Origin of the sequence: Saccharopolyspora kobensis, assembly GCF_900108315.1 — a bacterium.
GTDB classification, from domain to species: domain Bacteria; phylum Actinomycetota; class Actinomycetes; order Mycobacteriales; family Pseudonocardiaceae; genus Saccharopolyspora; species Saccharopolyspora kobensis.
In genome coordinates, this window is sequence record NZ_FNVB01000004.1 from 864194 (window position 1) to 882687 (window position 18494).

At 68.2% G+C, this 18494-nt stretch carries 22 protein-coding genes; 18 read left to right on the top strand and 4 right to left on the bottom strand.

The window, feature by feature from the left end; genetic code table 11:
- The first annotated feature begins 3 nt into the window (after positions 1 to 3).
- The 12 genes from C4T78_RS16840 (at position 4) to C4T78_RS16895 (ending at position 10773) form a co-directional block, all read left to right on the top strand.
- A complete protein-coding gene (locus C4T78_RS16840) occupies positions 4 to 327 on the top strand; it encodes a hypothetical protein (protein WP_235862976.1) in 324 nt (107 codons plus the stop codon).
- Positions 324 to 1598 (top strand): WXG100 family type VII secretion target, encoded by a 1275-nt coding sequence (locus tag C4T78_RS16845; RefSeq protein WP_177247367.1) that lies wholly within the window; start codon positions 324 to 326, stop codon positions 1596 to 1598. Before C4T78_RS16840 ends, C4T78_RS16845 begins: the two co-directional genes overlap by 4 nt.
- On the top strand, positions 1595 to 2305 hold the full coding sequence (locus C4T78_RS16850; RefSeq protein ID WP_103908126.1) for a hypothetical protein: 711 nt from the start codon (positions 1595 to 1597) through the stop codon (positions 2303 to 2305). Before C4T78_RS16845 ends, C4T78_RS16850 begins: the two co-directional genes overlap by 4 nt.
- 9 nt (positions 2306 to 2314) lie before the next feature.
- A complete protein-coding gene (locus tag C4T78_RS16855) occupies positions 2315 to 3001 on the top strand; it encodes a hypothetical protein (protein WP_143185719.1) in 687 nt (228 codons plus the stop codon).
- Between the two features lie 373 nt (positions 3002 to 3374).
- Positions 3375 to 4439 carry a serine/threonine-protein kinase gene (locus C4T78_RS16860; protein WP_093345777.1) on the top strand — a complete coding sequence of 355 codons (1065 nt, stop codon included), beginning with the start codon at positions 3375 to 3377 and terminating at the stop codon, positions 4437 to 4439.
- The gene (locus tag C4T78_RS16865) at positions 4436 to 4921 is read left to right on the top strand and encodes a hypothetical protein (protein ID WP_093345780.1); all 486 of its coding nucleotides are present in this window, start codon (positions 4436 to 4438) and stop codon (positions 4919 to 4921) included. The genes C4T78_RS16860 and C4T78_RS16865 overlap by 4 nt, the downstream gene beginning before the upstream one ends.
- Positions 4922 to 5034: 113 nt before the next feature.
- Positions 5035 to 5562 (top strand): DUF3558 domain-containing protein, encoded by a 528-nt coding sequence (locus C4T78_RS16870; RefSeq protein WP_093345784.1) that lies wholly within the window; start codon positions 5035 to 5037, stop codon positions 5560 to 5562.
- Between the two features lie 295 nt (positions 5563 to 5857).
- Positions 5858 to 6349 (top strand): hypothetical protein, encoded by a 492-nt coding sequence (locus C4T78_RS16875; RefSeq protein ID WP_143185720.1) that lies wholly within the window; start codon positions 5858 to 5860, stop codon positions 6347 to 6349.
- On the top strand, positions 6285 to 6905 hold the full coding sequence (locus C4T78_RS16880; protein ID WP_093345789.1) for a DUF3558 domain-containing protein: 621 nt from the start codon (positions 6285 to 6287) through the stop codon (positions 6903 to 6905). The genes C4T78_RS16875 and C4T78_RS16880 overlap by 65 nt, the downstream gene beginning before the upstream one ends.
- A gap of 66 nt (positions 6906 to 6971) precedes the next feature.
- Positions 6972 to 8315 carry a hypothetical protein gene (locus tag C4T78_RS16885; RefSeq protein WP_177247369.1) on the top strand — a complete coding sequence of 448 codons (1344 nt, stop codon included), beginning with the start codon at positions 6972 to 6974 and terminating at the stop codon, positions 8313 to 8315.
- A gap of 432 nt (positions 8316 to 8747) precedes the next feature.
- Positions 8748 to 9521, top strand: a complete 774-nt coding sequence (locus C4T78_RS16890; RefSeq protein ID WP_093345794.1) for an ESX secretion-associated protein EspG — start codon at positions 8748 to 8750, stop codon at positions 9519 to 9521.
- Between the two features lie 316 nt (positions 9522 to 9837).
- A complete protein-coding gene (locus C4T78_RS16895) occupies positions 9838 to 10773 on the top strand; it encodes an aldo/keto reductase (RefSeq protein ID WP_235862979.1) in 936 nt (311 codons plus the stop codon).
- 138 nt (positions 10774 to 10911) lie between these two features.
- Here C4T78_RS16895 and C4T78_RS36055 read toward each other — a convergent pair whose 3' ends face one another.
- The 4 genes from C4T78_RS36055 to C4T78_RS16910 all read right to left on the bottom strand — a co-directional run bounded on the left by C4T78_RS36055 (position 10912) and on the right by C4T78_RS16910 (position 13038).
- A complete protein-coding gene (locus tag C4T78_RS36055; protein ID WP_143185721.1) occupies positions 10912 to 11454 on the bottom strand; it encodes a hypothetical protein in 543 nt (180 codons plus the stop codon).
- Between the two features lie 122 nt (positions 11455 to 11576).
- Positions 11577 to 11960 (bottom strand): YbaB/EbfC family nucleoid-associated protein, encoded by a 384-nt coding sequence (locus C4T78_RS16900; RefSeq protein ID WP_093345797.1) that lies wholly within the window; start codon positions 11958 to 11960, stop codon positions 11577 to 11579.
- 34 nt (positions 11961 to 11994) lie between these two features.
- Positions 11995 to 12651: a hypothetical protein gene (locus tag C4T78_RS16905; protein WP_093345799.1), complete on the bottom strand. Its 657-nt coding sequence runs from the start codon at positions 12649 to 12651 to the stop codon at positions 11995 to 11997.
- 18 nt (positions 12652 to 12669) lie between these two features.
- A complete protein-coding gene (locus tag C4T78_RS16910) occupies positions 12670 to 13038 on the bottom strand; it encodes a hypothetical protein (protein ID WP_093345801.1) in 369 nt (122 codons plus the stop codon).
- A gap of 627 nt (positions 13039 to 13665) precedes the next feature.
- Between C4T78_RS16910 and C4T78_RS16915 the strand changes: the two genes are divergently transcribed.
- The 6 genes from C4T78_RS16915 to metK form a co-directional block, all read left to right on the top strand.
- Positions 13666 to 14664, top strand: coding sequence for an ABC-2 transporter permease (locus C4T78_RS16915; protein WP_093345803.1), 999 nt, complete (start codon positions 13666 to 13668; stop codon positions 14662 to 14664).
- Positions 14665 to 15018: 354 nt separating this feature from the next.
- Positions 15019 to 15336, top strand: a complete 318-nt coding sequence (mihF, locus tag C4T78_RS16920; RefSeq protein WP_093154362.1) for an integration host factor, actinobacterial type — start codon at positions 15019 to 15021, stop codon at positions 15334 to 15336.
- Positions 15333 to 15935 carry a guanylate kinase gene (gene gmk / locus C4T78_RS16925; RefSeq protein ID WP_093345806.1) on the top strand — a complete coding sequence of 201 codons (603 nt, stop codon included), beginning with the start codon at positions 15333 to 15335 and terminating at the stop codon, positions 15933 to 15935. Before mihF ends, gmk begins: the two co-directional genes overlap by 4 nt.
- A 120-nt stretch (positions 15936 to 16055) precedes the next feature.
- On the top strand, positions 16056 to 16349 hold the full coding sequence (rpoZ, locus tag C4T78_RS16930; protein ID WP_093154160.1) for a DNA-directed RNA polymerase subunit omega: 294 nt from the start codon (positions 16056 to 16058) through the stop codon (positions 16347 to 16349).
- The gene (coaBC, locus tag C4T78_RS16935) at positions 16346 to 17596 is read left to right on the top strand and encodes a bifunctional phosphopantothenoylcysteine decarboxylase/phosphopantothenate--cysteine ligase CoaBC (protein ID WP_093154163.1); all 1251 of its coding nucleotides are present in this window, start codon (positions 16346 to 16348) and stop codon (positions 17594 to 17596) included. Before rpoZ ends, coaBC begins: the two co-directional genes overlap by 4 nt.
- A gap of 96 nt (positions 17597 to 17692) precedes the next feature.
- Positions 17693 to 18494 (top strand): methionine adenosyltransferase (gene metK, locus C4T78_RS16940; RefSeq protein ID WP_146075831.1); only part of this gene is annotated, 802 nt, incomplete at its 3' end.

Consider the following 18494-nt stretch of genomic DNA (forward strand, 5'->3'; position numbering starts at 1 on the left):
GCGATGACTGACTTGAAGATGACCCCGGAAACCCTGACCGGCCACGGTCAGGGTTCGGAGAGCTTGGCCGAGAAGTTCGGCCAACTCGCCGACCTGCTCCACCAGGCCCAGGTGGACGACCAGTGCTTCGGGCCGATCGGTGACATGGTCGGCCTCAGCAGCATCTACTTGAACAGCGTCCAGGAGTGCCAGGACCTGGCGACCAAGGCCCAGGAGTTCTTGGTCAAGACCAAGCAGGCGCTCGACGACACGCTCAAGGACTACGCCGACACCGAAGAACAGATCTCCGAGATGCTGAAGAAGGCCGGAGAGGGGCTGGCCGGATGACCGCGCCGCAGGGGCCGGGCGATTTCCAGACCTTGAACAACGGCGACGGGGACCAGAAGAACTGGTTCGACCAGGCCGCCGGTCGGGGATCATCGCTCGTGGGCGCCGGCCAGGATCTCGCCGACGCATCGAGCCCGCCCGAGTGGGGCGTCGCGATGGTGTCGATGCGGATGGAGCAGCTGGAGCTGCTGACCAGCCCCGGTCAGGCCCTGATGAGCAACGGTCTGGGCTTCCTGGTGTCCATCGTGCTCAGCCCGCTGATCGAGCTGGTCGAGTGGGCGATCGGCGACCCCGAGCAGATGCGGTCCACCGGTGAGGGTTGGGAGAAGGTCGCCGGCTGGCTGGATCAGGTCGCCGAGCAGGAGCCGCAGCGAGCGCAGGCGACGGCCGAGACCTGGATCGGCAAGGACGGCGACGCCTTCCGGAAGCAGATGACCGAGTTCGGCGAAGGCGTGAAGGCCCTGGCCGCGGACATCCGCGACCTCAAGGGCACGCTGGACATGATCGCCGACATCTTCGACATGGTCGTCGAGTTCTTCATCCAGACCGTCACCGAGCTGATCATCGGGCTGATCGTCCAGTGGCTGGCCGCGCTGGCGGCGTCGTGGATCACGGCGGGAGCATCGGTCGGCGCGGCGAGCGCGGGAACAGCGGTTCAGGTGGGAGCCACCGGCGTCCGCATCACCACCCGCGTCATGCAGGTGCAGCGAAAGCTGTACCAGATGTTCCAGAAGATCGAGAGGCTGCTGCAGCGACTGCGCGAAGCGGGCAAGCTCCGCAAGGTCATCGACAAGATGAACGAGCTGCGCGAAGGCAACATGATCCAGCAGGCGGTCGCACGCAAGATCGACTCGAACCCGGTGGCCAAGTTCCTCACTAAGGCAGACGGAAGCGACTTCACCTCCAAGGGCGGCAAATTCCTCCAGGACGTGGAGAAGCAGCACGCGGACACCCTCCGGAACATGGACGATCGCATTGCGAACGCGACCGGGGAAGCCAAGGAACTGCTCCAAGCCGAGCGCGATCAGTTCGTGAAGGACATCAAGGGTGTTCAAGGCTTGGCGAGCACTGCGACTTCCCATGTGCTCACCGGTGTTCTGGGTGGCAAGGCCACCGTTGGGCAGGCCGCCATGGCCGCCGGTACCGACGTTGTGACCGGTGAGGCGATCAAGCAGGGCGCGAATGCGGTGTACGACACCGGCAAGGGCTGGTTCCAGGGAGATCTCTCCGACGAACAGCGCAACCAGGCGCAGGAGCGTGGTTTCTCGTGATCGAAGTGCTGTCCGCACGGGCTTTCTGGTGCGCTCCGGACGAGAAGATCCTTTGGTGTCATCCCATGGAATCCACTTCGGGGAAGGTGAAGTACATCTTCTACCAGGTTTCCGGGCTCGACGAGCGGGGTGACAAGCGCTGGACCGCGGGCAAGGTGCTCGGTGGCGTTGCCAGTGGTGTCGCCGGGCTCGCGCTGGAGGCGATCTCGCCGACCGATGGGGACACCGGCAACAACACGCCAAGTGTTCCGAGGGCTGTCGTTTCGGGACGCAACCGCGATTGCCTGGCTGCTTCGCACCTGGGGGCATGGCAGGCCAGTGGCGCGAACGAGAAGTACGGGCGCGAGTTCATCTGGATTCTGACATCGCACCGTCTCGGGATGCTCGAACGATCTGCGAAGGAACCGGAATCCGGCGCGGGTCTGCTGGGCGGCCTGAAGAAGAAGATCAGCGGCGGCTCGAGCGAGCAGAGCCAACAGCCGCATCGTGCGGTCGAGCTGCCTGCGCTGACCGTGCATGCGGAGTTCCCCAGGAACATCATCGCGAACATCGATGCCGTCGAGTACAAGGTGCGAGGGCATGAGCAGAAGTACCTGCGGGTGTCGCTCGCTGACGGATCCACTATCGACCTGACTGGTCGTGGCGGCAGCGCGTACAGCGCGGGCAAGGTGGATCGGTTGCTGGCCATGACCTTCGGCCGGGAGTAGGTGTTGGGCGTGCGATCTGAGAAGCAGCTCGTCAAGCTGATCGAAGACGGGTGGCTGCAGGAGGGCGAGAAGCTGCAGCGGTACGGCGGCGGTGACCGCGAGCGGGTGCACTTCGGTTCCACGATCGGAGGCCGCCATCAGGCCCCGTACCAGCCGACCCGCCCTCCGGCGCACAGCTTCGACGTCGACCTCGGCGACGTGCTCTACCCGTCGGCCCCGGTCCAGCAAGGGCGCTTCCACGGTGATGAATGGGTCCACGACCCGACCATCCGCGGCTGGGTCCAGGCGGATTCGCCCGAGCGCGCGGCCGTGGAATGCGCGGACCTGCTGGTCGCGGGTGGGCCGGAAGCGTGGTTCATCAGTACTGATCGCCGCATCGCGGTGGTCGTCGATGCCTCCGTGGTGGGCAAGGCCGAGCCGCAGGAGGACGAGGAGCAGGGCGAGAGCAGCAAGGGCTTCGGGCGGTTCCTCGGCAAGGCCCGCTCTGCGGTGAGCGCGGTGACAGAGCTGTCCGAGTCGTTGATCGGTGGAGTGGAGCTGGTAACTCTCTGGGAGTGCCCGCCGGAGCGGTTCACAGCGATGGCCGAAGACCTCAAAGGCCGATCCACCGCGGGTTCCGGATTCTCCATCAACCGGTTCGCGGACGGCTCCGTCATCGAGGTGAGCACCAAGATCCACCTCAAGGGCTTCATGTAGCCACCGCGCCGAGTCCGTTCGGAGTCGCTGGAACTGCGGAGTTCTGGGGGAGTTTCGGCGAAGGCGATCGGTGGTGCGCTAGCTGTTCGCAGCGGTTGGTGCCGACCGGACGAGGTGATCCGGTTGGTCGTCGCGAGCACCGCGGTTGAGCAAGCCGCGCCTAGATCCGGCAGGCGCCTCCGAGGAGTCGCTGGTGACGCCGTGGGAAGCGCCCAGCACACTTCGGCGCACCGGAGGTTCACGGGGCCGCTAACCGCGCGCCACTTGGCTGTCAACCCGTTTGCTCCGTAGCTGTCGTCCCCCGGTCGTCCCGCAGGTGGGTGCTCCGGTTCGGCTAGTGTCAATCCCGGGAGCGCAAGGACCGGAGGGGTCGATGGGTGAGGCACCTCTGCTGGGCGGGCGGTACCGGCTGGGTACCCGCATCGGCAGCGGCGGGATGGCCGATGTGCACCGGGCGATGGACACCCGGTTGCAGCGGGTCGTGGCGGCGAAGGTGTTCCGCTCCGGTGCCGATGCCGCGGGGCGGGAGCGGTTCGCCGAGGAGGCCCGCATCCTCGCCGGGCTCAGCCATCCGGGCCTGGTCACCGTGCACGACTTCAGCGCCGGGGCCGACGAGCTCTACCTGATCATGGAGCTGGTCGAGGGCCGCACGCTCGCCGACGAGATCCACCGCGGGCCGCTGCCGCCGCAACGCGTCGCCGAGATCGGCTCCCGGCTCGCCGACGTGCTGGCCCACGTGCACGACAACGGGATCGTGCACCGCGACGTCAAGCCCTCCAACGTGCTCATCGCCGGTGACGGCAGCGTCTACCTCGCCGATTTCGGCATCTCCCGGCTGGCCGCCGCCGCCGGGCGCATGACCAGTTCCGGCGTGCTCATCGGGACCGCCACCTACATGTCCCCGGAGCAGGTCAGCGGCGGTGAGGTCGGTTATCCGGCCGACGTCTACGCGCTGGGGCTGGTGCTGCTGGAGTGCGCGACCGGCAGGGTCGAGTACCCCGGTTCCGGTGCGGAGAGCGCCGTGGCGCGGCTGGTCCGCGCGCCGGAGGTGCCGCTGGAGCTGCCCAGCGGCCTGCACCGGGCGCTGCTGCTGATGACGGGCTCCGATCCGGCCCGGCGGCCGACCGCGGCCGAGTGCGCGGATCTGCTGGCCGGTCGGTCGACCGACGTCATCCCGCGCATCCACCCCACCCGCCCGGTGACGCAGCTGCAACCGCAACCGCAACCGCAACCGCAACCGCAGCCCGAACCGCGCCGCAGCCCGAAGCCCTGGCTGTTCGCCGGCGCCGGGTTCTCCGTGCTGCTGGTGGCGCTCATCGCGTTCTTCGCCCTGCCCTCGGCGCCGGAGCCGACGTCGCTGCCGCCGGTGTCCGGCCCGCCCGGGGTGGAGCGGCTGCCGGAAGATCTCGCCACCCTGGAGGGGCTGATCCGCGAATGAAACGCCTTCTGCTGCCTGCCCTGCTGCTGGTGCTCGCCGGCTGCGGCAGCGAGCCCCGGGCGATGGATCCGCAGATCCGCGAGCAGCTGCTCAGCCACGTGGAAGAGGTGAAGGCCGCGGCGGAGAACAACGATCGCCCCGCGGCGGAGATGGCGCTCGGCGAGCTGCACCGCGCGATCGCCGAAGCCCAGGCGCGCGGTGAACTCACCACGGAAGCCGCCCGCGCGCTGCTCACCGCGACCGAACGGGTCGCCGAGGACGTCCGCACCATGCCGCTGCCGGAGCCGCCCGCCCCGGTCACCGTGACGGTCACCCCGGATCCGCCGGTCGTCCCGCCGCCGCTGCCGGAGATCCGGGTGGACGATCACCAGGAGCAGGTGGCGAAGTTGGAGGAGTACCGCAAGCAGCGGGACGAGCTGCGCGAACACTGGCGGAAGGTTCGCGAGAACAACGGCAACGGGAACGGGAACAACGACGACTGAACGGGAAAGTTCCCGGTCGTCGCGCGAGTGGTTGTGCCAATTTCGCGGCGTGTGGCAGGGTTCGCTGACACTGATCCGGTGCGGGCGGGGCCCGCGACCCGAGGAGGCGGAACTTGCGCGAGGGACTCGCTGCCGGCGTGATCGTGGCAGGCCTGCTGCTGGCGGGCTGCAGTTCCGGTGCGACCCCGGCCGACCGACCGGACGCGCCCGGCCGATCGGCCCCGCAGAAGGCGCTGCCGACGTCCGACCCGTGCGCCGTGCTCACCGAGGAACAGCTGAAAACCCTGGTGCTGGACCAGGAGCCGAAGCAGGTGGAGCAGAACGGCAAGCAGGGCTGCGAATTCCGCTCAGGAGCCCCCGGAACCCCGGGCTGGTCGGTGTTCGTGGCCGCGGATCCCACCGGCACCTACCAGCAGTTCGTGCAAGCCAACCAGGGCGCCCAGGAGCTGCCGATCGCGGGCTACCCGTCGGCGATCGTCAACGACGAAACGGGCTGCCACCTGACGATGGACGTCGCGGACTCGGGAAGCCTCAAGCTCACGGCCCTGGTCGGGCCCGGAGCTCCGCTCGAGGTGGGCGGAAGCTGCGACGCAGCCGCGAAGGTCGCCGAGTCGGTCCTGCAGAACCTCCCGTCGGCGTAGCCGGACGCCGTTTCGGCACGCACGGGAGCTGACCAGCGCCGATCCGGAGCGAATGGCGACTTCTGAACCGGGGCTTTCGTCGAGCTGCGTAGTCCGTGCAGCAGGACACCGCAGCTGACCTGCGCGAACACGGGAACTTCCCGGACGTTACGCGTCCTAAATCACTCGAATGTCGCAATCTTGTTCGGTCCGCTTCGTCCGCAACAGCGGTCACGTGCGTTAACGTTTGCCTCGTTGGCAAGTGGATGGCCGTCGCCCGACCCCGCGACGGTTGGCGAACGAGGGGAGTTCGACCGTGGCTGAGGGGGAGCGCGAGCAGATCCAGCTCGACGCGACGGACCAGGCTTACATGAACCACCGCATGAGCGAGGGCGGGTTCTTCAACCCGACGGCGCAGGTCGTCGCTGTGGCGGAGACGCTGGGGCGCGCGCAGACCAAGGCTGCTCTGGCTCAGTCGCAGGCGGCGGGCGGTTCGATGCTGGTCGACCCGGACCAGATCGACAAGCTCGCCCAGTTCTTCGAGGACGAGGCCCAAGCCCTGTTCGACAGGGCAGCGGATGTTCAGCTGCTCGCTGATGTCCCGCCTGCTGGTCATGATCCCGTGAGCGTGAATTCGGCGAGCGTGTACCAGACCGTGGCGGCCGGTGACGATTCCGCTTACATCGACAACTACCTCAAGCTGGCCGAATACTTCCAGAACACTGCCGCGAACCTTCGCGGCAATGCGCGGCAGAACAGGATCGACGATCAGAATTCGGCCGACAGTCTTGGAGGGAAACTTGCGTAAGGGGCTCGCCGCGGGGGCTGTTCTGGCCAGTTTGCTCTTGGCCGGATGCGGAGGCCAAGCAAGTCCTCCTGCTGAAAGCACCGACGCATCGACACCGTCTGCGCCGACCAGCGAGCCCCGGTCCGCTCGTACGGCTCCGGCGAAATCGGTCGAGGTGGCCGACAAGTGCTCCATCGTGACTGAGCAGCAGTCGACCGCTCTCGGCGCCGACCAGCCCGCACGGGAGCGCGAGTCGGACGGGAAACCCGGCTGCACTTACCAGAAGGGGAAGGCGGGCACGACCGGATGGGGTGCCTTCGTCGCCGTCGACGGAGGCTCGACCTTCAGCGCGGAAGTCGGACGGCGGGGCGAGCCGACGAAGCGGGGCGAGGTCGCGGGTTACCCGGTCGCCGGTTTCGACTCCGGACGTGGCTGCGTGTTGTTCGCGGATGTTTCTGATCAGGGATATCTGCTCGTCAACATCCTTCGGACGAGTACGGCTGATCCAGGTATTGACATGTGCCAGCAGGCTGAGCAGTTCGCCGCGGCTGCGATCCAGAATCTTCCCAGTGCGTGAGGGGCGGGTATGACGAACACCAGGCATTTGGAGCCGGCGGATTTCGAGGGTGCCAGCCTCCAGCAGATGCGTGGCTGGGTTGATGGCGGGTCGCCCGACGGTCTGTACGAGAAGTCCGAGGGCTGGAAGGCCGAGGACAAGTACCTCCAGGACCTGAAGGTTCGCGTTGAGGACGCGCTGAAGAGCGCTAACGTGTCCATGCAGTCCGAGTCGGGCGAGGCCATGCGGGATCAGGCCACGCCGGTCGTGCTCTGGACCGAAGTCACCGCGGAGAACGCCAAGGCCCAGTCGCAGCTGATGACCGACCAGGGCGACGCCTTCGGGAGGGTGCAGTCCTCGATCCCGGGCAAGGGCGAAGAGCAGGAAGTCCCGGACAACAACTGGTTCGAGGACACCTGGGACAGCATGGTGAACGGTCAGACCGACGCCGAAGCCGCCAAGGAGCACAACGAGAAGCTCCGTCAGGAGGCCGTCCAGGCGTTCCAGACGTACCAGAGCACGTCGCAGGGCACCGTGGCCGCGAGTTCGGTGTTCGAGCCGCCGCCTACGAGCGGCATGAACGTCGCTGTCGCCGGGTCCGGCCACCCGAGCGTTGATGGGGTTCCCCAGGTTTCCAACACGCCTTCCGGCACCGGTAGCCAGTGGGCTGGTGGCGGCGGGACCGGTGGTACCGGGACCGGTGGTGGGGGCGGGTCGACCGTTCCTTCCGGTTACGGCGGCGGTGGCGGTAGCTACCCCGGCGGCGGGGGCGGCGGGGGCTTCAACCCCGGTGGCGGCGTCAACCCAGGTGGTGGTGTCAACCCCGGTGGTGGTGTCAACCCCGGTGGGACGACTCCGGTGTGGCGGCAGCCCGGGCCGACCGGTCCTGGGCAGGGTGGCCCGACTCCGATTCGCGTCCCCGGTGGTTCTGGGCCGACCGGACCTGGCCAGGGTGGCCCGACTCCGATTCGTCTGCCCGGTGGTCCTGGGCCGACCGGACCTGGTCGGGGCGGTCCGTCCCCGATTCGTCTGCCCGGTGGCTCCGGACCCAACGGTCCTGGTCAGGGTGGCCCGAACGGCCCCGGTGGTAACCGGGTTCCCGGCGGTCCCGGTGGCGGCGGTGGCCGTGGCGGGTTCGGTGCCGGTGGCGCCGGTGGCAGCTCCGCGCTGGGCGCTGGTGGACGTGCCGGTGGCGGTGGGCTCGCCGGTCCTGGTGGCACCGGGACGGGCGCCGGTGGCGCTGGCGTTGCTGGTGGCGCCGGTGGTGCCGGCGGCCGCGGTGGCATGGCCGGTGCCGCCGCTGCCGGGCGTCCGCAGGGCAAGCAGGGCGAGGAGGACCAGGAACACGCGATTCCCGACTACCTCAAGGGCGACCACGGGTTCTTCGACGACGACCTGCCGAAGGTCGCGCCGCCCGTGTTCGGTGAGTGAGCTCTGATGCTGCCTGACCGGAGGGGATGACGGGGCCGACGAGTCCGCGGTGGTGAGCCGTCCGTCGAGCGGCGAGACGGGCGGCGAGCCCTCGATGCGGGTCGAATCGCTCGCGCGGTTCTTCGCGAGCGCGCGGGAGACGCGGTGACCCGTGAGCTCGGCACCGTCGACCTCCGGCCAGGACCCGGAGAGATCAGGAGCGCCTGGCCCGGCAGCGGTGGCACGCGGTCGTCGCCGGTGGGGGACCGGCACCGGGAGCTGGGGTGGCGGGACGCCGACCACGAGACGCCCGATCGCCTCGTCGCCGATCGCGGGATCTTTCGACGACGGCCTGCCGAAGACGGCACCGCCCGCCTTCGGATGAGCGCACGTCAAACACCATTCACCACTGCGGGCCCGCGCGCCCGCACAAGTCCGGCTGGGGAGCATCCGGTGAAGTTCGAGTTGTCGCGGCAGGCCTTCCACGAGGCGTGGAAGCACTTCAAGCTGGGGACCAAGCCGATCGTGCTCAACGTCCTCCCCGAGGGGATCATGGAGTCCGAGCGGCGCGCCGTCGAGCGCCGGGCGTGGGACGAGCTGCACCGCCTCGGATTCGGCAACGAGATGCGCGAGGAGGACATCTGCGGCGTGTTCCTGCCGCTGCAGCGCTACGAGCGGTCCTTCGACGTCACCTTCGGCGAGCGCACTTCCGACGGCGAGCGGAAGACGACGGGCATGGTCGCCAACGTCCGCGGCAACGCCACTCTCGCCGTGCTGACCGAGGAATCCGTCCGGCTGCAAGCACTTCCGGTGGACTCGATGGTCCGCTCGCTGCTCGGTGTGCTGCCGGACGACCTGAAAGCCGGTCCGGGGCGCGGTGTTTCGCTGCGCAGCGCGGCGATGAGCGCGGCGGCGAAGGAAGCGGGCAACTCCGACCGGGCGATGGCCGACGGCCTCGCCCGCCAGGGCGTGAAGCGCGATGACGCCCGCCAGCTGGTGGAGATGGCCGGCGGCGAGCGGATCGCGTGGGCCCAGTTCGGGGCGGCGACGATGGACGGCCAGGGCAAGCGCCACCGAGCGCCGATGGTGACGAACTTCTTCGCCACGGCGAAGGGCTGGTACATGATCGAGACGAACAACCGCGGCGCGGAGCCCTGGACCACCGTCGCCCCGATCGACAAGCAGCGGATGGCCACCCGGATCGCCGATCTCATGAAGACCTTCTGAACCACCGGGTTTCGAGCGGGAGCTCCCGCGAAGCCGGGGCACTCCCCGTCCGTTCGCGAGCTGACGACGGGCGAGCAGGCGCCGCATGAACGAAACGCGGAGTGACGGTTCGGCGCTCAGGGCGGCCGCATGCTTCGGAACGTTCTGGCGGGAATCGCGGCAGGCGCAGCCGGAACTGCTGCGCTCAACGTCGTGAGCTACCTGGACATGGCGGTGGGCTGGCCACCGCAGCGGTCCGGGAGATGACCGCTGCTCGCCGGTGACGGTCTTCTGGGGAGATGCCCGCCAGGCTTCCGCGCGTGAAATCATGCGGCTCATGGCTGATCGCGTTCTGTACGGGTGCATGGGGCTTGGCGGGACCTGGGACACCCGGCCCTACGGCGCGGCGGACATCGACGAGGCCGAGGCTGCGGTGCGGGCTGCACTGGACGTCGGCATCACCACGTTCGACCACGCCGACATCTACCGCCACGGCAAGGCGGAATCGGTCTTCGGCGAGGTCCTGGCCCGGGCACCCGGACTGCGCGAGCGCATCGTGCTGCAGACCAAGTGCGGTATCCGGCTGCCCGACGGCGACCGCCCGGGGCTGTACGACCTGCGCGGTGACCGGATCGTGCAGCGGGTGGAGGAGAGCCTCACCCGGCTGCGCACCGACGTGATCGACGTGCTCCTGCTGCACCGCCCCGACCCCCTGGCCGATCCGGAGGACGTCGCCAAGGCGCTCCTGTCGCTGCACGAGCAGGGGCTGGTCCGGCAGTTCGGCGTGTCCAACATGAGCGCCGAGCAGATCGCGCACCTGCGGGGATACCTGGGTGTGCCGCTCGTCGCCAACCAGCTGGAGATGAGCCTGCACCGGCGCGACTGGTGCGAGGCCGGGGTGCTGGTGAACACGCCCGCAGCGGCGGCGAACGGTTTCCCGCTGGGAACGCTGGAGTACTGCCGGGAGAACGGAATCGCCTTGCAGGCCTGGGGCTCGCTGGCGCGCGGCCGCTTCACCGGCTGCCAGGAGACGCCCGCCGAGCACGCGACGGCCGACCTCGTCGCAGCACTCGCCGAGGCCAAGGGCACGACGCCGGAGACGATCGTGCTCTGGTGGCTGCAACGCCACCCGGCAGGCATCGCGCCGGTCATCGGCAGCGCGAGGCCCGACCGCATCCGCGCCTGCCGGGACGCGGTGCAGCAGGAGCCCGGCCTCACCCACGAGGAGTGGTACGAACTCTGGATCACCGCTCGCGGCGCCCCACTGCCTTAACGCCTCCGCGAAACGGGCTAGGTGTGCCGGTGGCAGCGTTTCGCACGAGCTGGTCGTGGTTCCCTTTTAATGCGGTGCGACAGCGAAGGACTGGTGCGTGAACGGGACTAATAACCGGCGTGGAGCCCTGCGAGGTTTCTATTGTGGGTGGCCCATTTTCATCAGAACTTCTAGGGCCACTCGACGGACCACGGCGTCGAGTTCCCCGGGCGGCAGCGGAGTTTCGCCTTGCGTCTCGCTGAGCTCGGAGGCGCTGTATCTGACTTCGACGGTCAAATTTGCGCGACCTGTGACCAGTCGGGTTTCGCGACTGGTACGAGTCGTGATCGCGCGTGCACCGAATTCCTGCACGACGGACGCGCCTGGTTCTCGCTCCGCGTCCGCCAATGCTCGGTCGGCCTCGACTGCGTCCGGACGTCCAGTGGAGTCGAACTCGATCGTGATGTCCAGATCCAAACGGCCGTATCGTCCGCTCTGAACCTGTGCAGTGCTGCCGTCAGTGCGCCACTGGCAACTGGTCCCCTGTCGCCTGTCGCCCGAACTTTGATCCCGCTCGGATATTGCTTCCCTGTTCGAACCGAATGCCTGCCGGAGAGCCTGCGGTGAAACGGATTCGCATGCATCTGGCACGCTCGCATAGCCGGGTGCTGCCGTCAGCGAAGGCAGGAACCAGCTGGCCACGATCAGAGACGAGCTGATAACGGCGAGCGAGAGCCCCGCGACTATCAGCCAGCGTGCTGTGCGCGGACTTCGCGCAGGATTGGGCATCCTTGTCCCCTTTGTTCAGGCTGCACAGGCGTCAGTCAGCGTAGGAAGCTACCGCCCTCGTCCCAAGGTTCTTCGCTCTGCCAGTTCTCGGGCGTTGGGGCAGGCGCGGGGTGTGCTGGAGGCTCGCTCTGAGCGCCTTCTTCCATGCCCAGGTTCTCCGCGGCGGCCTTGGCTCTGGAGATGGCATCCATGAACTGGTCCGCCAGGAACTGCTCGGAGCCTTCCTGCGCGGACCCGGCGGCGAGGCTCACGCGTTCGACCCTGCCGACTGCATCGACCCACGCAGTGACGACTCCGGATGAAGAAGTGCCCTCGAACCGTCCGTATACGACGGCCTCCGGGTTCTGAGCCGCCATCTCGACCTTGCGCTCTATCTTCTTCATCAGCTCGGCGACGCGCGCTTCGGTCTCGAAAGACACTGAACCTCTCCTCGACGTTGATGGGCCGGAATGACTAGGGGATGGCTCGTTGCAGCGAAATTGCGGCGTCGAAGGACTTGCGGATCGCGTCGAATTTTTCGTATTCGGCCTTGACGAGATTCGTGACCATCCCGATGATGCCCACGATGACCGCAATGATTCCGCCGACGATGGCGAGCACCTTGGTGACAAGGGGTTCGGGGGCTGCCGCCAGGCCTCCGGTCAGCGACAGGATTCCACCCACGAAGCTGCCCACCGATCCCACTTGCGCCATTACGTCAAATATGGATTGATCGACCTCTTCTTTTATTTTCTTCAGGGTTTCGCCGACCTTGGCGCTCGGGCCTTGGAGCAGCTGTAGCGAGTCGCGAAACCCTTCCAGGGTCTTCCTGAACGCTTCGGCGGCCTGGCCCTGCCAGATTTCGCCGGCGCGCTCACGGGCATCCAGTACGTTGTCGATGGCCAAGGACAGTCGCTTGGTCAGTGCGGAAGTGTCATCGTTCCGCCCGTCGGGATCCAAGCCCCAGCCGCTTTCGGCTGCTCGTAGAATCTCGTCCGTGTCGATGCTGGCGACGCGCTGCAGCTGGAAGGTGATCGGATCGAGTTGTGAACCCGCTTGTGCGAGCAGGTCATCGATCTTCTGGGAGCTGTTCCAGAATGTTGGAGTTGCGAAGGCGAGCGGATTCGGCAACGGGATTCCCTTCGTTGTCTATCCTGGTGGATTTGTCTTCCCGATCTCGTCCATGGCTTCCTGGTCTCGCCGCTCGTACTCCCGGATCGCTGCGTGGACGGAATCCGTAAGGGTTTCAAGGTGATCGGTCGTGGTCCTGAGAAAAGCGTCTAGTCTTGCCACGGCTGGCTGGTAGGCGGCCTTGATGAAGAGGTCGAGCTGCATCGGAAGCATCTCGATGGGGCCACCGGCCCCCTTGCCGCCGAACCAGTAGTCGAGGGCGCCGTCGAGCGAGACCGATTCGGCGAAGCTCCCGCCGTCGGGCAGCAATGAACGGCGCGCTTCTTCGACTGCCCCCGCCGCGTCGCGCATCGCCCCGTAGTCAGCCTCAAAGCCTGGTTGGGACACAGATCAGTCCACCTTCCTTAGTTGTGCAGCGCTTGAAGGCGGCCAGGTGCGCGACCGTCGCGGTGGCGCAAAGCAGGCTCTCCCGCTCTTTCCCGGTGGCTTGGCTTGGGCGGCTGGAGACCGTCGATGTCTCGGTGTTCCCCTGATGTGCGAGCTCCGCGCCGCATCGGAGCGGGACTGGCGGGCCGACGTCGAACTCTGGTGCCCTGGACACGAACTCCCCAATTCGTCAGGCGTGATCGTCGGTAGCCGAGGGTAACCAGCTGTGTTCGCACGATGTGCCGATCAGACACACGGATCGCCGGCTCCCGGAGGATCTCACCCGAATGGTTCAACCAATGGTTGTACTTCTGGCCGATCAACACCGCAGGGATCGCACCGCTCGGCTCTCGTTCGTCAGATGCACATGTTCGCTTGTGCGCCAGCGAGGCTTCGATGGTCTCCCGCACCTATACCCAGGACAGTCGGTGGCCGGCCGGGCGCCAAGGTCCATCTACGTAACCCGGGCTCCGATCTTGTGCGGAGCGCCTGGAGGCCTTGTCCCCTCGGCGGCCAGCTCCGGCATGTGCCTCCTGGGCGGGCGGTTCGCCACAGCCGGTGGTGGGTCGCTCACCTAGAGTGCGTCGCATGGGTTCGGTGGAGGCGGACGGGTGGTGGGAGGCCTTTCGGCGGTCTCCGTTCTTCTCCGCGACCGTGCTCGTGCTCATCCTCGGTGCCGCTGCCGCTCTCTTCGCCGGGTCCTACACCTTCGCCATGGCCGATCCGACGCCGCACCGGGTTCCGCTCGCCGTCGTCGGGGGCCGGGAAAGCCCGGCGCTGCTGGCGGAGATGGAGCAGGCCGCGGGCACCGCGTTCGAGCTGCACCGGTACTCCTACGACGAGGCCTTGCGGGCGGTCGAAGAGCAGGAGGTCTTCGGCGTGCTCGACGTTCGCGGGAGCACCGTCCGGCTGGATGTGGCCAGTGCTGCCGGGGCTTCTGTCGCGCAGCTGCTGGAGCAGGTCGTGGTGCAGGTCGGTGCGAGCAACGGCGCGGTGGTCGAGGTGCAGGACCTCAAGCCGTTGCAGCGGGGCGATCCGCGCGGGCTCGCGCTGTTCTACGTGTCGCTGGCCGCGATCGTCATCGGCTTCGTCGGCGCTATCCAGCTCAGCGTGCACGCGAGGGCGCTCAACCCCGCCGAGCGGATCGGGTTCACCGCCGCCTACGCGCTGCTGGGCGGGTTCGCCGTGATCGCGGTCGTCGACTGGCTGCTGGGGGCCGTGCGGTTCCCGTTCATCGAGTCCTGGCTGATCCTGGCGCTGGCGATGTTCAGCTCCGGGATGGTGTTCACCATGTTCAACGCGCTGCTGGGACGGTGGGCGATGGTGCCGACCTGGGGGCTGATGGTGCTGCTCGGCAACCCCTCGTCCGGCGGGGCGGTGTCGTGGCCGCTGCTGCCGTCCCCGCTGGGCCTGATCGGCGCCTGGCTGCCGCCGGGTGCGACGGTGAACGCCCTGCACACCGCCGTCTACTTCGGCGGCTCCCAGCACGCGTTCCCGTTCTTCGTGCTCGCCGGGTGGGCGCTGCTGTCCTGCGCGGTGTTCTGGGTCTGGCGCGACCGGCATCCCGGTGGCCGGGCCACCGCCTGAATCAATGCGGAACTTCCACGTAGCGGAATTTGCCTCGATCTTCGCGAGTCCTTGATCACTTCGCCGATGAGGGGCATTTCACCCCGGTTTGACCTGCGATGACGTCCTCGGCGTGGCTCAACTGCCCGGAAATCGGACACATTTGATGAATTTCGCCGAGATTAGTGCACTTCAGCGCCTTTGTTGGTAGTACTTGCAGCGGCGCCCGGCTCGTGCACGCCTCGTACGAGCGGGCCTGGTGGCGGGCCTAGTTGAATCAGGCTCACAAAAACCGGACCCCCGTGGAACCCGGTCGAGCCGACTCGGTACCGTCGCCGCACCGATCAAGAGAAACCCCACATCACGGAGGACATGGTGGCCCTTCCCCAGCTGACCGAGGAGCAGCGGGCAGCAGCTCTGGAAAAGGCGGCTGCCGCCCGTCGCGCCCGAGCGGAGCTCAAGGAGCGCCTCAAGCGAGGCGGAACCACGCTGGCGGAGGTCCTGGAGACCGCCGACAACGACGAGGTCCTGGGCAAGATGAAGGTCTCCGCCCTGCTTGAGGCCCTTCCCGGGGTTGGCAAGGTTCGCGCTCAGCAGATCATGGAGCGGCTGGAGATCGCCAACAGCCGCCGTCTGCGCGGACTGGGCGAGCGGCAGCGCAAGGCGCTGCTCACCGAGTTCAGCGGCGAGTGATCGACGCACAAACCGGCGCTGAGCCGAGGACCGTCCGTCAGGGCGAGCCTCGGCTCACCGTCGTTTCCGGGCCCTCCGGTGTCGGCAAGTCCAGCGTGCTCGGCGAGGTGCGCAAGCGGTCCGCGGAGATCTACTTCAGCGTGTCCGCCACCACGCGCGCGCCCCGCGCGGGCGAGATCGACGGCGTGCACTACCACTTCGTCAACACCGCGGAGTTCCAGCGGATGATCGACGCCGGCGAGATGCTGGAGCACGCGCAGTACGCGGGCAACTTCTACGGCACCCCGCGCAAGCCCGTCGAGGAAGCCCTCGCGGCCGGCCGCCCCGCGGTGCTGGAGATCGAGCTGCAGGGCGCCCGCCAGGTCCGCCGGGCCATGCCGGAGGCGCAGCTGGTCATGCTGCTGCCGCCGTCCTGGGAGGTGCTGGTCGACCGACTCACCGGTCGCGGCACCGAGCCGGCGGAGGTCGTCGAGCGGCGGTTGGCGACCGCGCGCGAGGAGCTGGCCGCCGAATCCGAGTTCGACGCCAGCGTGGTCAACGCCGATGTGCAGGCCGCGACCAGCGAATTGCTACGATTGATACTCGGCCGCGAACTGTGACGAGCCAGCGGTGAGCAGCACCGGAGTTCGGTCCACCGAAGTCCGGCACCCCGCGGGCCGCATCGCGCCCCCCACGCAACGGCACCACGCCGCCGTCCACGAGGAGCAGGAGCCACTCACGTGAGCACCCCCAGCGCGCTGGCTGCGCTCAACAGCAGCCCGTCCACCAACACCGCCGAAGGCATCACCTACCCGCCGATCGACGACCTGCTGGAGCAGGTCAGCTCGAAGTACGCGCTGGTGATCTACTCCGCGAAGCGCGCGCGGCAGATCAACGACTACTACGCCCAGCTCGGCGAGGGCCTGCTGGAGTACGTCGGCCCGCTGGTCGAGCCGGGCCCGCGCGAGAAGCCGCTGTCGATCGCGCTCCGCGAGATCCACGCCGGCGTGCTCGAGCACACCGAAGGCGAGTGACGGATGAACGTGCCGAGGACCGCCCGCGGGTGGTCCTCGGCGTCAGCGGTGGCATCGCCGCCTACAAGGCGTGCGAGGTGCTGCGGCGGCTGACCGAGTCCGGTCACCGCGTCCGCGTCATCCCGACCGAGGCCGCGCTGAACTTCGTCGGTGCGGCGACCTTCGAGGCGCTCTCCGGGCAGCCGGTGCGCACCGGCGTGTTCACCGAGGTCCACGAGGTCCAGCACGTCCGGCTCGGGCAGGAAGCCGACCTGGTCGTCGTCGCGCCCGCCACCGCCGATCTGCTGGCCCGCGCCGCGCACGGGCAGGCCGACGACCTGCTCACCTCCACGCTGCTGACGGCCCGGTGCCCGGTGCTGATGGTCCCGGCGATGCACACCGAGATGTGGGAGCACCCGGCGACCCAGCACAACGTCGCGCTGCTGCGCAGCCGCGGCGTGGTGGTCGCGGAGCCCGACAGCGGCCGGTTGACCGGCGCGGACACCGGCAAGGGCCGGCTGCCCGACCCGGCCGAGATCGTCGACCTGGCGCGCCTGCTGCTGGCCGAGCCCGCGGCGCTGCCGCGCGATCTCGAAGGCCGCCGCGTGGTGATCTCCGCCGGTGGCACCCGCGAACCGCTGGACCCGGTGCGCTACCTGGGCAACCGCTCCTCCGGGCGGCAGGGCTACGCGCTGGCCCGCGTGGCCGCGCACCGCGGCGCCGAGGTGACGCTGGTCGCCGCGCACACCGCCGACCTGGCTGCTCCGGCCGGGGTCCGGGTGATCAAGGTGGGCACCGCGGAGGAGCTGCGGTCGGTGATGCTGGCCGAGGCCGACGGCGCGGACGCCGTGGTGATGGCCGCGGCGGTGGCCGACTTCCGCCCGGTCTCGCACGTCGAGCACAAGATCAAGAAGTCCGACCGGGACCCGGAGCCGCTGGCCCTGACCCGGAACCCGGACATCCTCGCCGAACTGGTCGAAGCGCGCGCCGCGGGCAAGCTGGCCGCCTCGCTGATCGCCGGGTTCGCCGCCGAGACCGGCGACGCGACCACCTCGGTGCTCGACCACGGCCGGGCCAAGCTGACCCGCAAGGGCTGCGACCTGCTGGTGGTCAACGCCGTCGGCGACGGGCAGGCCTTCGAGGTCGAGGAGAACGCCGGATGGCTGCTGAGCGCTGACGGCACCGAGGTGCCGATCCCGTTCGGCGCGAAGTCCAGGCTGGCATCCACATTGTGGGATGCTGTGAACAGGCAGCTGCACCGTCAGTAGGGTGACGACGCACGTCGGCCACCGGCCGGTGGAGCTATGCGGAGCAATTCAGGGAGAGTCGTGAGTCAGCAGTCTGACCTGCGCACCGGTCGCAGGTTGTTCACCAGTGAGTCCGTGACCGAAGGCCACCCGGACAAGATCTGCGACGCGATCAGCGACTCGATCCTGGACGCGTTGCTCGGCCAGGACCCGCGTTCGCGCGTCGCGGTGGAAACCCTGGTGACCACCGGGCAGGTGCACGTCGCCGGTGAGGTGACCACCGACGCCTACGCCGACATCCCGACCATCGTGCGGGAGAAGATCCTGGAGATCGGCTACGACTCCTCGGCCAAGGGCTTCGACGGCAACTCCTGCGGCGTCAACGTCGCGATCGGCTCGCAGTCGCCCGACATCGCGCAGGGCGTGGACACCGCGCACGAGTCGCGGGTCGAGGGCGTGATCGACGAGATCGCCAAGCAGGGCGCCGGTGACCAGGGCCTGATGTTCGGCTACGCCTGCGACGACACGCCGGAGTTCATGCCGCTGCCGATCGCGCTGGCGCACCGCCTGTCGCGGCGGCTGACCAAGGTCCGCAAGGACGGCGTGCTGCCGTACCTGCGCCCGGACGGCAAGACGCAGGTGACCATCGAGTACGCCGGTGACCAGGCCGTGCGGCTGGACACCGTGGTGCTGTCCACCCAGCACGCCGCCGACATCGACATCGAGGGCATGCTGGCCGGTGACATCAAGGAGAAGGTCATCGACCCGGAGATCGAGCGGGTCGGGCTGGACTCCGCCGACACCCGGCTGCTGGTCAACCCGACCGGCCGGTTCGTGGTCGGCGGTCCGATGGGCGACGCGGGCCTGACCGGCCGCAAGATCATCGTCGACACCTACGGCGGCATGGCCCGCCACGGCG

Bases quoted from the DNA above. Each gene is read 5' to 3' on its own strand.
- C4T78_RS16840 (WP_235862976.1), top strand. From the start codon at position 4: ATGACTGACTTGAAGATGACCCCGGAAACCCTGACCGGCCACGGTCAG.
- C4T78_RS16845 (WP_177247367.1), top strand. From the start codon at position 324: ATGACCGCGCCGCAGGGGCCGGGCGATTTCCAGACCTTGAACAACGGC.
- C4T78_RS16860 (WP_093345777.1), top strand. From the start codon at position 3,375: ATGGGTGAGGCACCTCTGCTGGGCGGGCGGTACCGGCTGGGTACCCGC.
- C4T78_RS16865 (WP_093345780.1), top strand. From the start codon at position 4,436: ATGAAACGCCTTCTGCTGCCTGCCCTGCTGCTGGTGCTCGCCGGCTGC.
- C4T78_RS16880 (WP_093345789.1), top strand. From the start codon at position 6,285: ATGCGCGGCAGAACAGGATCGACGATCAGAATTCGGCCGACAGTCTTG.
- C4T78_RS16885 (WP_177247369.1), top strand. From the start codon at position 6,972: ATGCGTGGCTGGGTTGATGGCGGGTCGCCCGACGGTCTGTACGAGAAG.
- C4T78_RS16895 (WP_235862979.1), top strand. From the start codon at position 9,838: ATGGCTGATCGCGTTCTGTACGGGTGCATGGGGCTTGGCGGGACCTGG.
- C4T78_RS16915 (WP_093345803.1), top strand. From the start codon at position 13,666: ATGGGTTCGGTGGAGGCGGACGGGTGGTGGGAGGCCTTTCGGCGGTCT.